Source organism: Pseudoalteromonas pernae (assembly GCF_039831865.1).
GTDB lineage: Bacteria > Pseudomonadota > Gammaproteobacteria > Enterobacterales > Alteromonadaceae > Pseudoalteromonas > Pseudoalteromonas pernae.
In genome coordinates, this window is sequence record NZ_JBDODM010000002.1 from 362,632 (window position 1) to 374,689 (window position 12,058).

11 protein-coding genes are annotated in these 12,058 nt (G+C 44.8%); 10 read left to right on the plus strand and 1 reads right to left on the minus strand.

The genetic code is table 11. From position 1 onward, the window contains the following. The first annotated feature begins 26 nt into the window (after positions 1–26). The 7 genes from V1358_RS05795 (at position 27) to V1358_RS05825 (ending at position 6,484) form a co-directional block, all read left to right on the plus strand. Positions 27–1,190 (plus strand): serine hydrolase, encoded by a 1,164-nt coding sequence (locus V1358_RS05795; RefSeq protein WP_347390998.1) that lies wholly within the window; start codon positions 27–29, stop codon positions 1,188–1,190. A gap of 177 nt (positions 1,191–1,367) precedes the next feature. After that, on the plus strand, positions 1,368–1,646 hold the full coding sequence (gene ybeD / locus V1358_RS05800; protein ID WP_347392882.1) for a DUF493 family protein YbeD: 279 nt from the start codon (positions 1,368–1,370) through the stop codon (positions 1,644–1,646). Positions 1,647–1,711: 65 nt separating this feature from the next. Then, positions 1,712–2,314, plus strand: coding sequence for a lipoyl(octanoyl) transferase LipB (gene lipB, locus V1358_RS05805; protein ID WP_347391126.1), 603 nt, complete (start codon positions 1,712–1,714; stop codon positions 2,312–2,314). Then, positions 2,314–3,282: a lipoyl synthase gene (gene lipA, locus V1358_RS05810; protein ID WP_347391000.1), complete on the plus strand. Its 969-nt coding sequence runs from the start codon at positions 2,314–2,316 to the stop codon at positions 3,280–3,282. Before lipB ends, lipA begins: the two co-directional genes overlap by 1 nt. 215 nt (positions 3,283–3,497) lie before the next feature. Next, positions 3,498–4,091: a hypothetical protein gene (locus V1358_RS05815; protein ID WP_347392883.1), complete on the plus strand. Its 594-nt coding sequence runs from the start codon at positions 3,498–3,500 to the stop codon at positions 4,089–4,091. 58 nt (positions 4,092–4,149) lie between these two features. Next, positions 4,150–5,148: a DUF4382 domain-containing protein gene (locus tag V1358_RS05820; protein ID WP_347392884.1), complete on the plus strand. Its 999-nt coding sequence runs from the start codon at positions 4,150–4,152 to the stop codon at positions 5,146–5,148. A gap of 154 nt (positions 5,149–5,302) precedes the next feature. After that, a complete protein-coding gene (locus tag V1358_RS05825) occupies positions 5,303–6,484 on the plus strand; it encodes a type III PLP-dependent enzyme (protein WP_347392885.1) in 1,182 nt (393 codons plus the stop codon). 45 nt (positions 6,485–6,529) lie between these two features. Here V1358_RS05825 and V1358_RS05830 read toward each other — a convergent pair whose 3' ends face one another. Beyond that, on the minus strand, positions 6,530–7,282 hold the full coding sequence (locus V1358_RS05830) for a DUF4124 domain-containing protein (protein WP_347392886.1): 753 nt from the start codon (positions 7,280–7,282) through the stop codon (positions 6,530–6,532). 130 nt (positions 7,283–7,412) lie between these two features. Here V1358_RS05830 and V1358_RS05835 point away from each other — a divergent pair, with 130 nt between their 5' ends. From V1358_RS05835 to V1358_RS05845, 3 genes are all read left to right on the plus strand, one after another. After that, positions 7,413–8,711, plus strand: coding sequence for a DASH family cryptochrome (locus tag V1358_RS05835; protein ID WP_347392887.1), 1,299 nt, complete (start codon positions 7,413–7,415; stop codon positions 8,709–8,711). Positions 8,712–8,720: 9 nt separating this feature from the next. Continuing rightward, the gene (locus tag V1358_RS05840; protein ID WP_347392888.1) at positions 8,721–10,277 is read left to right on the plus strand and encodes a cryptochrome/photolyase family protein; all 1,557 of its coding nucleotides are present in this window, start codon (positions 8,721–8,723) and stop codon (positions 10,275–10,277) included. Between the two features lie 1,309 nt (positions 10,278–11,586). Beyond that, positions 11,587–12,012, plus strand: coding sequence for a hypothetical protein (locus V1358_RS05845; RefSeq protein ID WP_347392889.1), 426 nt, complete (start codon positions 11,587–11,589; stop codon positions 12,010–12,012). Positions 12,013–12,058 lie beyond the last annotated feature (46 nt).

Consider the following 12,058-nt stretch of genomic DNA (forward strand, 5'->3'; position numbering starts at 1 on the left):
CTCTAAAAACAGATTTATAAAGCATCATGAAATCAATAAAACATTCTCTTCTAAAAGGCCTAAGTGGTTTGCTATGCGCTAGCGCCGTTTTTGCTGCGAACGCCCAGATTATTCCAACCCCACCTGAAATCAATGCTAAGGGTTACTTCCTTGTAGACTTTACCACTGGCAAAGTGATCACCGAGGGCGAAGCTGACACCAAACTAGCACCTGCAAGTCTAACCAAAATGATGACCAGTTATGTGATTGGTACAGAGATTGCCGCGGGCAATATCTCACCTACAGACATGGTCACCGTAAGTGAAAACGCATGGGCAAAGAATTTCCCTGAATCATCAAAAATGTTCATCGAAGTCGGTAAGCAAGTCAGCGTTGAAGACTTAAACCGCGGCATCATTATTCAATCAGGCAATGACGCCTGTGTGGCAATGGCAGAGCACATTGCCGGCAGCGAATCAGCATTCGCGGACCTAATGAATGCTCATGCTGATAAACTTGGCATGACTAACACTCACTTTATCAACAGCCACGGCCTAGATACTGATGAGCACTACACTACACCACGCGATATGGCGACTTTAGGTGCAGCACTGATTCGCGACGTACCTGATGAGTACGCTCTTTACAAAGAAAAAGACTTTACATACAACGGTATTAAGCAGTTTAACCGCAATAGCCTACTGTGGGACCAAGGTCTAGACGTGGACGGCATTAAAACTGGCCACACTAGCGAAGCTGGATACAGCCTTGTGTCATCAGCGACAAAAGGCGATATGCGCTTAATTGCAGTGGTTATGGGCACAAGCTCAGAGCGTGCGCGTAAAGTAGAGAGTAAGAAACTACTTAACTATGGCTTCCGTTTCTTCGAAACAGTAACGCCGTATAAAGCGGGTGATAAATTCGCTGATCAGCGCATTTGGATGGGCGATAAGGAAAATGTATCGTTGGGTATTTTAGAAGATACACCAATCACAATCCCTCGTGGCCAGCAAAAGAATTTAGAAGCGAACTTCGAGTTAGATACAACACTAGAAGCACCTCTAGAGAAAGGCACAAAAGTGGGCACGCTATACCTACGTTTAGCTGGTGAAGACATCGCTAGTTACCCACTAGTGACACTAGAAAGTGTGCAAGAAGGTGGTTTTTTCAGCAAGATTTACGACTATTTACGTCTACAAATCATCGAGTAAGCAACAAAGCGCTTAGTCGCACTTAAATACTGGCATCCGAAATGGCATTGCCTAGAACAAACGCTCCTACTTAGGGGCGTTTTTTTTGCGCTAAAAAATGATAGAATGCGCACCAAAGTGGACTAATGAACCCATTAGTTTGTCTGCGTCCTGTGCTGTAAAAGAGGGTCAAGTATTATGGTCAAGCAGGTTAAAGATACCAGGTTTGATGAATTTCTAGAGTTTCCTTGTCCGTTCACCTTCAAGGTGATGGGCCTTGCGAACGTCGAATTAACTGAGCAAGTACTTACGGTCATGCAAGAGCATGCACCTGGCGATTATGCGCCAAAAACCAAGGCTAGCAGCAAAGGTAACTACGAGTCTGTCACTATTGTGGCAACCGTGACTTCAAAAGAGCATATCGAGATTATCTACACTGAGCTGGGCGGCCTAGACGATGTTCGCCACGTGCTTTAATCGCACAGTTAAGGAAGCACATAGTGAGTAATTTAATTGTTCGCCAACTGGGGCGCCAAGAATACATGCCAATTTGGCATGCTATGCAAGAGTTCACCGACACCCGTGATGAACAAAGCGCCGATGAAATTTGGTTGGTTGAACACGAACCGGTTTTCACCCAAGGCCAAGCAGGTAAAGAAGAACACGTGCTTATGCCTGGTGATATTCCTGTTGTTAAGGTAGATAGAGGCGGTCAGGTAACTTATCACGGCCCTGGCCAGCAAATGCTGTATGTGTTGTTCAATCTACGTCGATTAAAAATCGGCGTGCGCGAGCTAGTCACTTGGCTTGAGCAAAGTATTATTGACTGCTTAAAAGAATATGATATCGACGCGTATGCTAAGGCAGATGCACCGGGCGTATATGTTAATGACGCCAAAATAGCCTCTCTTGGCCTGCGCGTTCGCCGTGGCTGTTCGTTCCATGGTCTGGCATTAAACGTCAACATGGACTTAAGCCCCTTTTTGCGCATCAACCCATGCGGGTATGCCGGAATGGAAATGGTGCAATGTAAAGACCTCAATGGTCCACAAACTGTGGAAGCCGCAGGGCAAGGTCTGGTTCAGCAATTAATTAAACGACTCAATCCCGAACAGGTTGAGTACCAACAAGGTTTGGCGGAATAATGACAAAATCATCTGTACGTATGGAGCCTGGCGTAAAGCTTCGCGATGCTGAAAAAATGGCATTGATCCCGGTTAAGGTGCTCCCTACCGAGAAAAATGAAATGCTGCGCAAGCCGCAGTGGCTCAAGATTCGTCTTCCAAAATCGAACGAGCGTATCGACGGTATCAAACAAGCGATGCGTAAGCACGGTTTGCACTCAGTATGTGAAGAAGCAAGTTGCCCTAACCTGTCTGAGTGTTTTAATCACGGCACAGCAACCTTTATGATTTTGGGCGCAATTTGTACTCGTCGTTGTCCATTCTGTGACGTTGCTCACGGCCGCCCTTTGAAGCCTGATGCCCAAGAGCCAGAAAAGTTAGCGCTAACCATCAAGGACATGAAGCTAAGCTACGTGGTTATTACCTCTGTGGACCGAGATGATCTGCGTGATGGCGGAGCACAACACTTTGCCGATTGTATCCGTGAAATTCGTAAACACAATCCAGGTATCACTATCGAAATCTTGGTACCGGACTTCCGTGGTCGCATGGATAGAGCGCTTGAAATCCTGAGCGAGACACCGCCAGATGTATTCAACCATAACCTAGAAACGGCACCTCGTTTATACAAGCTTGCTCGTCCAGGTGCTGACTACAAATGGTCACTTGAGTTGCTTCGTCGCTTCAAAGAAGCGCACCCTGAAGTACGCACTAAATCAGGTCTTATGGTTGGTTTAGGCGAGGAAATGAGTGAGATCGAAGAGGTTTTACGTGATTTACGTGAACACAACGTCGATATGCTCACTGTGGGTCAATACCTACAACCTTCAAAGCACCACTTACCGGTTAAACGCTACGTGCCACCTGAAGAATTTGACGCGCTGAAAGAGTACGCCGATGAAATTGGCTTCTCTCATGCAGCTTGTGGCCCGTTTGTTCGTTCAAGCTACCATGCAGATCAACAAGCGGCTGGAAAAGAGGTTAAGTAACCCCTAACTAACCTGCTAGCCGTGTTCATTACTACTGAACACGGCATTATCTTCACATCATCAGTTGCTACTTTATTCGCCTTCCTCTAGACTAATACCCATATCGGAAACGTTGTATCTGTTTAATATTTAAACACTAATAATAATATGATAGATTGCGCCAGCATTTTACGGGTGTACAAATCAGCGCAGTTTGAAGTATCTGGGGAAAAGAGATGGAGTTTTCTGAGCAGGAGTTAGCTTTCTTTAAGCAGCTTTTTAGTGAGCAACCGCTGGGCAGCGAAAACGTCGCTGGCGCTGGGTTGTCTTTACGCTCTCATCTTCCTGAATACGTCGCCCCACTATTCGATAATCCCGGTTTGTTTATGCTCGCTGAAGTTGGGCATTTTGAACTGTGGTTTCCTCTAACACTCACACTCAATGAAAATCACGACCTACAACCCCAACTAGGTGCACCTGAGATCTGTGAAGCACAGGGTTCACACCGTAGTTGGCGATTTGATAATCCCAAAGATATTGTTATCAAAGGTGAGTCGGGTCTAGAGTTGCCAGTTGTGTCACTGTCATCAACTGGCGCCGTTGTCGACGCAACTAAGATTGATAATCCACCTCAAAGTGCGATAGCGAACTTAATTCTGCCCAAGTATGATCCTCTACCACTGAAACTTAAGAAGATGCGCCAGCAAGAAAACTTTGTGGCGGTAACCTTCGTATCAAATGACAATAAGAGTCAGTTGCGGCAATATCTGTTTGAACAACACAAAACCTACTTTAGCCACATCTATAAATCTCTGACTAATGCTTGTTAAATCCATGTTCAGGCTCGTTTGCTAAGCTTGCCCCTATGCAATCTAGAGGAACAATGTAATGAACAAGTTAATTCTAACAAGCGCAATATCCATGGCCTTATTAGCTGGTTGTGGTGGTGGTTCAGGTAGTGATGACAAGGTAACAGTTACCCCAGAACCCTCTTCAGCGTCTTTTTCCCTTGGAATATCTGATGCACCTGTTAGCAACGTAAAAGAAGTGTGGGTTGCATTTGACAGCATCATCATCAATGGTGGCGGTGAGCAACCAACATTTGAAACGCGTGATGCTGACAATCCAGACCAACCAGTAATGGTAAACCTACTTGACTACACCGGTAGTGATATTTTCGCACTGATCAACGATGAAGTAGTTGCGCCTGGTGAGTATGAGTGGTTACGTGCCAACGTAGTAAATGGCGACATGGCAAACATCGAGTTTACTTCTCACGTTGTTTATAACGACGACACTATCGTACCTCTTGCTGTGAACCGCAAAGGAAACGACGGCATTGGCGAAATCCAAATTAACGATTTCACACTCGCTGTAGGTGAAAACCAATTCGTACTTGAATTCGACCTTAAAAAGTCTTTGGTAAACCCGTCTAACAGCGATGAAGTAAACCTTAAACCTACTGGCATCCGCCTAGAGAACCTAGCTGATGTTGAAAATATCCTAGGTACCGTGTCTGAAGAATTGTTCAATCAATGTGAAACAGACAACATGGATATCGTGCCTGAGACAGGTGCTTTCGGTCACGCTGTATACTTGTATTCAGTAGCTGAAGGTCAAAAAGACCTTTACGTCGACGGTGAAACTGTTCCAGCAGATGCACCAATTGCGACAGCTAACGTAGTGATGAACGAAGAAAGCGGCGCTTACGAATTTGAGATTGGCTTTGTTGCTGCAGGTGAGTACACACTAGGTTATACCTGTGCTGCACACATTGACGATCCAGAAGTGATGGACGAATTATTCACGCTTGAAAGCATCGAACCTGTATCGGTTGTAGCAGGTGAAGATTCAGTTGTGACTTTCGATATCGCAGTGGCTGAATAAGCACCTATAAAAAAGTTAAAATTTTTAAAAATTTTACTTGCGTGGCGCAATAATTTGAATATTATTGCGCCACTTTTATTAGATAGCCAATCCTAGTACAGCAATCCTTGCCAAGGCGAAAGAGTAACTATCCAAATTAACTTTTGGAGTTATGATGTCGGTTTCTACCTTTGTTCAGCCTGTTACTACAAACAACGAACACTTTTCTTTATGCACTGCGCTTGCAAAGCAGCACGGCACGCCGCTATTGGTTCTTGATGTTAACCAAGTTCGTGAAAACTATTTAGCACTTGCCAACGCACTACCAAACGTAGCGCTGCACTATGCACTTAAGCCATTGCCTCATATCGATGTAGTCAACGCGCTGAATGAGCTAGGTGGATGCTTTGACTTAGCAACCAATGGCGAAGTAGATTTGGTCGCACAAGCGGGTGTAATGCCTTCTCAAGTCATCCACACGCACCCAATTAAGCGCGTTAGCGACATTGAACATGCCGTTGCCTATGGCTGTTCTACATTCGTGTTTGACAGCGAGAATGAGCTGTACAAGTTTGAAAAATACAGTGACAAAGTAGAGCTACTTTTACGTCTGAGCTTCCCTAACAAGGATGCGGCAGCAGACCTGTCGAAGAAGTTTGGTGTGACGGTTGCTGATGCATTGCCTTTGCTTAAGAAGGCAAAAGAACTGGGCATTCGTGTTCGTGGCTTATCTTTCCATGTGGGCTCGCAAACGATGGACCCGCAGAAATATGTGTATGCGATTGAGCAATGCAAAACCGTATTCGAAATGGCCTTAGCGCAAGGCGTTGGCACCATGAATACCTTGGATATTGGTGGTGGCTTCCCTGTTAGTTACACAGGCAACACAATCGACATCAATGAGTTTTGCGCACCGATCCGCGCAGCGCTTGCGCAGTGGCCAGACACCACACATTTTATTGCAGAACCAGGACGTTTTATCGTTGCTTCTGCGATGACGCACGTAATGAGTGTGATGGGCCAAAGCCAGCGTGGTAGCTTACGTTGGTATTACATGGACGACGGTGTATATGGTGCGTTTAGCGGCCGTGTGTACGGTGAGCCAGAACAACGTTTTTACACTCAATACAGCACAGAATTTGCCGCGGGCGAGCCAAGCGTGTTAGCAGGCCCAACGTGCGACAGCATTGATGTAATCGGTGACAATGTATTGCTACCTGCGCTGCAAGATGGTGATTTAGTGTTCACGCAAAACATGGGAGCATACAGTTGGACCACCAGCACAGATTTCAACTTCTTTGCTAAAGCACAACTTATCAGCCTCAATTCCAGCATGCTTGTCGCTGAAGTTGGTTAAATAAAAAACGGTGCTCCCAAGGCACCGTTTTTGTATTCGCCAAGTTTACTTAACTTTTAGGCTTGCGTACTCGTTTGTTAAGCGTTGCAGCGCCTTTTGCTCAATATCGATAAGAGTCGCATATTTAGCGGTGGTTGCAGACATTCGCTGGGCATTAGCGCTGTCAAACTTGGCCGCTACCAAGCTTGAAGACTGGCTAGGCGATTTAATCTTCAAGGCATTGAGCTCGGAATCCAAACGCTGATGATAGGTTTCGATTTTATCTTCATGCTCGCGCATTTCGCGTTCAATTTGCTTGGCTCTAATGTAGTGGTCGACATTGTCACCTTCAGAGGGCGCAGTCATCTGTTGCTTGAGAAGTAGACGGTCAATATTGAGTTGTTCTCTATTGATAAGTGATTGATATTGCTCAATGGTTGATTGCATTTGCGTTGCAATCGCCTCATCACGCTGTGCACCTGCGAGGTTCTTCCGCTGGCTCGCGGCCTGTACTTCCAGCCGTGATAATTCTTTGCGCATCTGCATAGAGTATGTATCTATTTTATCTTGGCTTTGCGCCAGTTCACGCGAGATAGCACGATTGTCGATGTAGCTATCGATGCTGTCATCAGCCGGTGTTGATGGCATCACCTGCTGTTTGTTGACTATTTCTTTAACATCTACTTTTTGCGCATCATCGCCGCAAGGTAGTTGTGAGTAACTCACCACCCCATCAACAACACATTTGTATACTGAAGTCTGAGCAGCTAACTGACCGCTCGATATTAATAGCGTTATCGCGAAAATCCTTATAAACATCTTACTACTCCTTATGCATCCTTTAATTACCTCTAATTGTAGCCTATGGATCATTGCGATAAAGGCTAAACCGATCGAACTCACAGTGTAGTGCGTATCACTCACTACAACACACTTGCTACTACTTGCTATGTCTACGGGCCTTTACCTTTTCAGCAACGATCTCAGAATTTCAGACAACGCACTGTTACAGCGGCTTTGCCAGCACAGTGAGCGACTTATTTTTATCTATGCACCACTGAACTCGCTACTAGTTAATAGTCAAAATGGCTATGTAAAGCAGGCAACGTCCAAGTGTGTTCGCGCTTTTGCGGGACAAACGCTGAAGCAACTTGCACAGGAGTTAAGCCACCACGGGCATGCGCTGTATTTAGCCAACAATCTAGAACAACTCGTTCGCATAGCGGAGGAACACAAGGTTGTAGATATCGCCATCGCTGATCAATTCGGTTGGAATGAGCGCACAACAATCTGTGAGCTTAAACGGCAATTGCGTGGGGTCAATTTTTGGCATAAATCAAACCATACGCTGTTTGATAAGGACCAATTTGCGTTTCAAATTGACGACATTCCAACCACCTTCAGCCGCTTTAGGAAACAGGTTGAATCAAGCGTTGGAGTTCATCCGACACTGGGAACGCCGCTGCACTTTCCTGCTTCTGTGCAATGTGACTTACCCCTGTGCACAGACATCCTTAAAGACTCACAGCAGTTGACGCCTTGGTTCTCACAGCCCCCTCAAACCGCACTAACACATTATTTTAGTGGTAGCGCGCCGAGTCGTTACAAACAAACTCGTAATGCGTTGTGGGGAGATAAATTCTCTAGCGCATTGTCACCTTGGCTTGCTAACGGTTCGCTCAGCGCGCGACAAATGTATACAGCGCTAATTAAATACGAACACAAATGTGGCGCAAATGAATCCACCTATTGGATTTACTTTGAGTTACTGTGGCGCGAATATTTTCAGTGGCTAGCACTGAAACAAGGCGCGTCGTTATTCACTTTTAAAGGGATGAGTGACACACCGCCACAAACCAGTTTTTACCCGCAAAGGTATCAGGCTTGGTGTAATGGCAATACCCCCTACCCTTTGGTCAATGCATTGATGAAACAACTCAACACTACCGGTTGGATGTCCAATCGTGGCCGGCAGATTGTCGCCAGCTGTTTTGTCAATGAACTTCAGCTCGATTGGCGCTACGGCGCGGCATATTTCGAACATCAGTTAATTGATTACGACGTTGCCAGTAACTACGGAAATTGGCAGTACATTGCCGGCGTAGGTGCAGATCCACGCGGTGGTAGACATTTTAATTTAACCAAGCAAACCGAGATGTTCGACCCAGACGGCGAGTTTATAGAGTATTACGGCGGTGAAAGCTTAGCGCTATCTGAGCCAGACTATGTTAGTTGGCCACAAAAATAGAATTTATATATGACGCAAACACACTACAAAGAAATACGCCTCATTCTGGGCGACCAGCTCAATGCCAACCATTCATGGTTCAAAACCAAACAAGAAGATGTGCTCTACATTATCGCCGAGCTGCATCAAGAAATGCATTACACCAAGCACCATATTCAAAAGATACAGTGCTTCTTTGCGGCGATGGAACGTTTCGCTTCAGCCTTGAGCCAAGCAGGGCACGAAGTGCTGCACCTGACCCTTGATGACACCCAAGACTTTGATTCTCTTGCTAACCTCATCAAGCACTACGTTCAGCATTTCAACGCGCAGCGCTTTAGTTATCAGCTCGCTGATGAATTTAGATTACGTGAACAGATGAGCTCACTGGATTTAGGTGATGTCGCCGTCTCAGGCTACGACAGTGAACACTTTATGTTGGGCTTTGAGGAATTAAGCGATTATTTTCAAGCCGACAAGCATCACACCATGGAGCAATTTTACCGCAAGATGCGCAAGCGCTTTAACGTGCTGATGGATAACGGTAAACCTCAGGGCGAGCAATGGAATTTTGATAAAGACAACCGCAATAAACTCAAACCTCAAGACATCGAATTGGTGCCACCACCACTTTGTTTTGAAAATGATGTGAGTGCTATAAACGACCGTATCGAACGCCATCAGATAACCACCATAGGGAATAGTGGTGACACCCTACTTTGGCCTGTTACCCGCAAACAAGCATTACAGTTGCTGGATCACTTTTGCGCTCACTTGCTGCCGCTGTTCGGCACCTTTCAAGATGCGATGACCTGCCAAACCGACAGCAAGTGGACTTTGTACCACAGCCGTTTGTCGTTTGTACTCAATGCCAAGATTCTGCATCCGCTGCAAGTCATTAACGCGGCGATTGAGGCTTACCATGAATCAGACGGTGGTATCACCCTCGCCCAAGTCGAAGGCTTTGTAAGGCAAATTCTCGGTTGGCGTGAATACGTCAGAGGTATTTACTGGGCAAATATGCCCAACTACGCCTCGCGCAATTCCTTAGATGCTCAGCGCCCACTTCCCGCATTCTTTTGGAACGCGAAAACAAAGATGAAGTGTCTTGAGCAAGCAATCGGCCAAAGCCTAGATCATGGTTATGCCCACCACATTCAACGCTTGATGATCACCGGCAACTTTTGCTTGTTGTTAGGCGTGCACCCCGACGAGGTCGATGCCTGGTACTTAGGCATCTACGTAGACGCCATTGAGTGGGTAGAAATGCCGAACACACGTGGCATGAGCCAATTTGCAGATAACGGCATTATCGCCACCAAACCCTATTGTGGTGGCGGCAACTACGTCAATAAGATGAGCGATTACTGCAAACACTGCCACTATAAAGTGAGCGAAAAAACCTCATCCTCGTCTTGCCCTATGAATAGCTTGTATTGGCATTTTATGGACAGACACAGAGATAAATTTGGCAATAATCATCGTATTGGTATGATCTACCGCAACTGGGATAAGCAAAGCGACGAAGCGCGCCAAGCCGTGTTAGATAGAGCACAGTGGTGCATCGACAACATCGAGTCGTTATAAGGATTGTTGCAAAGTTGCAGATAACAAAACAGGCACTAAAGGAATTGCCACTCTCCCATTTGCAGTCGCTAAAGCTCAGCAGGCGTTCTAGGCAAAACAGTCGAGAGAAACTTTATAAAAAGTGCGTTTCATATAGTACATGGGGTAGTTAAAAACGCCTTCAGACTGGTTTGTAGACTCACCCTTCGTTGGCAAGGCGAAGGTTACACACCCAAAATACGTATAAGTAATATTCTGCAAATTGCTTGCGATTTGGCACGCTATGTAACGGATAGAAATGGCTCGATTATGTAGATTCTAATCCTAACAATCTGATATACAAAGATAAAATAAATTACATAGCGTGCCCAGTAAGGCGCGAATAAGTAATGGCTCGTTTTTGCGCCGCGCATATTGGCTTGCTCACTGATAAAACCCCTGATAAGTTATTGGTATTATTAAATAAAAAACTTATTAGCGCAGAGTTTTGAGCTTGTGGATAACTTCCTTTATCCGAAATTCTCGCTAATAAGCTGTTAGTTGCACAGCTACGATCGAGCCGTTGATGAAAATAAATATGTACGCAAGACTCTTAAAGTATAGGGAAAATGGCTTTACGCTCGCAGGGCAGTACAGAAGGCATATACCATTAATGCTTTTCCGTTTAGTGGTAATTCTATTTGTAATTTATAGTGACTTTTTTATACCTCAGCCATTACCAAGTGAGATTAAGTTTTTATTTATCGGCATTGTTGCAGGAGCTCAGATTCAAGAATTTATTTGGATCTATAAGCACTTCCAGACATGGAGCTTACTTGTAGACTCAACCGATTGGGATAAAGTAGAAGCCAAGAGTCGGTGCAACTAACAAGCTGTTTAAGTGCGGGACTGCTAATGTTTGGCTCGGTTTCGCTTCGCTACACATTTTAGCCAAACATTATCAGCCCCTTAACAGGGCGTTATGTGTAAAGGGAGTTAGGCTTGTTAGTTCGCACCACATTAGCTTCGGGTGTTATTGGATGTTTAATACTGATAGATCTTCTTTTTGTAGGATTGCTACCTGAAAATATCACTAAGCCTCTTTGTTTTCCTGTAAAGCTTTACATTGAATTTAGTGGTGTAGCCCACTTAGGAATTACGCAGCTTATAATATCATTTCTTTTACAGTGGACTTCTTATGTTGTTGTTTTTATATTAATTATTAAATCTTGGTGTAGGTTTACACATAACAAACCACTAAAGCGGGACTCGTAACAGTTGGCTCAGTTTCGCTTCGCTACACATTTTGGCCAACTATTACTAGCACCTTAGTGGGGCGTTATGTGTTTTTATGGTTAATCAATCAATTTATAATTCAGTTTTAGATTTAGCGTGTGAATTGGTTAATTCTTCCAGTGCTGAGTTAACTCAAAACTATTGGCATGCTTATCAAAAACTAAATGAATTATGTGAAATGCATAAGGGAACAAGCAAGGATCATCCCCTTCAATGGGAAGCTCTTGCCGATTACACCCGAAATAACAAGCAAGCTTTAAATATCTATTTAATTGCAATAGAGGTCGCAACAAACTTAAATTTAAGTGAATATGTTGCTTCTTCCCAACTTGCCATTGCTGAGCGCTTGTTGGAAGCAGGTAATAAATATGAAGCAATATCATGGGCAAATAAGGCTGATGAAAATGCTCTTAGGTGCAGTAACCTTGAGTTACGTAAAGAAATCAGTGAATTTCTGCTAGTAAGTGCAAACAACACATAACAAACGGTTTATGGATGGGACGCAAAAAGCTTGACTTGGGCTCCTT

Excerpts from the sequence above, each read along its gene's own strand:
- V1358_RS05795 (WP_347390998.1), top strand. The coding sequence starts at position 27 with ATGAAATCAATAAAACATTCTCTTCTAAAAGGCCTAAGTGGTTTGCTA.
- ybeD (WP_347392882.1), top strand. The coding sequence starts at position 1,368 with ATGGTCAAGCAGGTTAAAGATACCAGGTTTGATGAATTTCTAGAGTTT.
- lipB (WP_347391126.1), top strand. The coding sequence starts at position 1,712 with ATGCCAATTTGGCATGCTATGCAAGAGTTCACCGACACCCGTGATGAA.
- lipA (WP_347391000.1), top strand. The coding sequence starts at position 2,314 with ATGACAAAATCATCTGTACGTATGGAGCCTGGCGTAAAGCTTCGCGAT.
- V1358_RS05815 (WP_347392883.1), top strand. The coding sequence starts at position 3,498 with ATGGAGTTTTCTGAGCAGGAGTTAGCTTTCTTTAAGCAGCTTTTTAGT.
- V1358_RS05820 (WP_347392884.1), top strand. The coding sequence starts at position 4,150 with ATGAACAAGTTAATTCTAACAAGCGCAATATCCATGGCCTTATTAGCT.
- V1358_RS05825 (WP_347392885.1), top strand. The coding sequence starts at position 5,303 with ATGTCGGTTTCTACCTTTGTTCAGCCTGTTACTACAAACAACGAACAC.
- V1358_RS05830 (WP_347392886.1), bottom strand. The coding sequence starts at position 7,282 with ATGTTTATAAGGATTTTCGCGATAACGCTATTAATATCGAGCGGTCAG.
- V1358_RS05835 (WP_347392887.1), top strand. The coding sequence starts at position 7,413 with ATGTCTACGGGCCTTTACCTTTTCAGCAACGATCTCAGAATTTCAGAC.
- V1358_RS05840 (WP_347392888.1), top strand. The coding sequence starts at position 8,721 with ATGACGCAAACACACTACAAAGAAATACGCCTCATTCTGGGCGACCAG.
- V1358_RS05845 (WP_347392889.1), top strand. The coding sequence starts at position 11,587 with ATGGTTAATCAATCAATTTATAATTCAGTTTTAGATTTAGCGTGTGAA.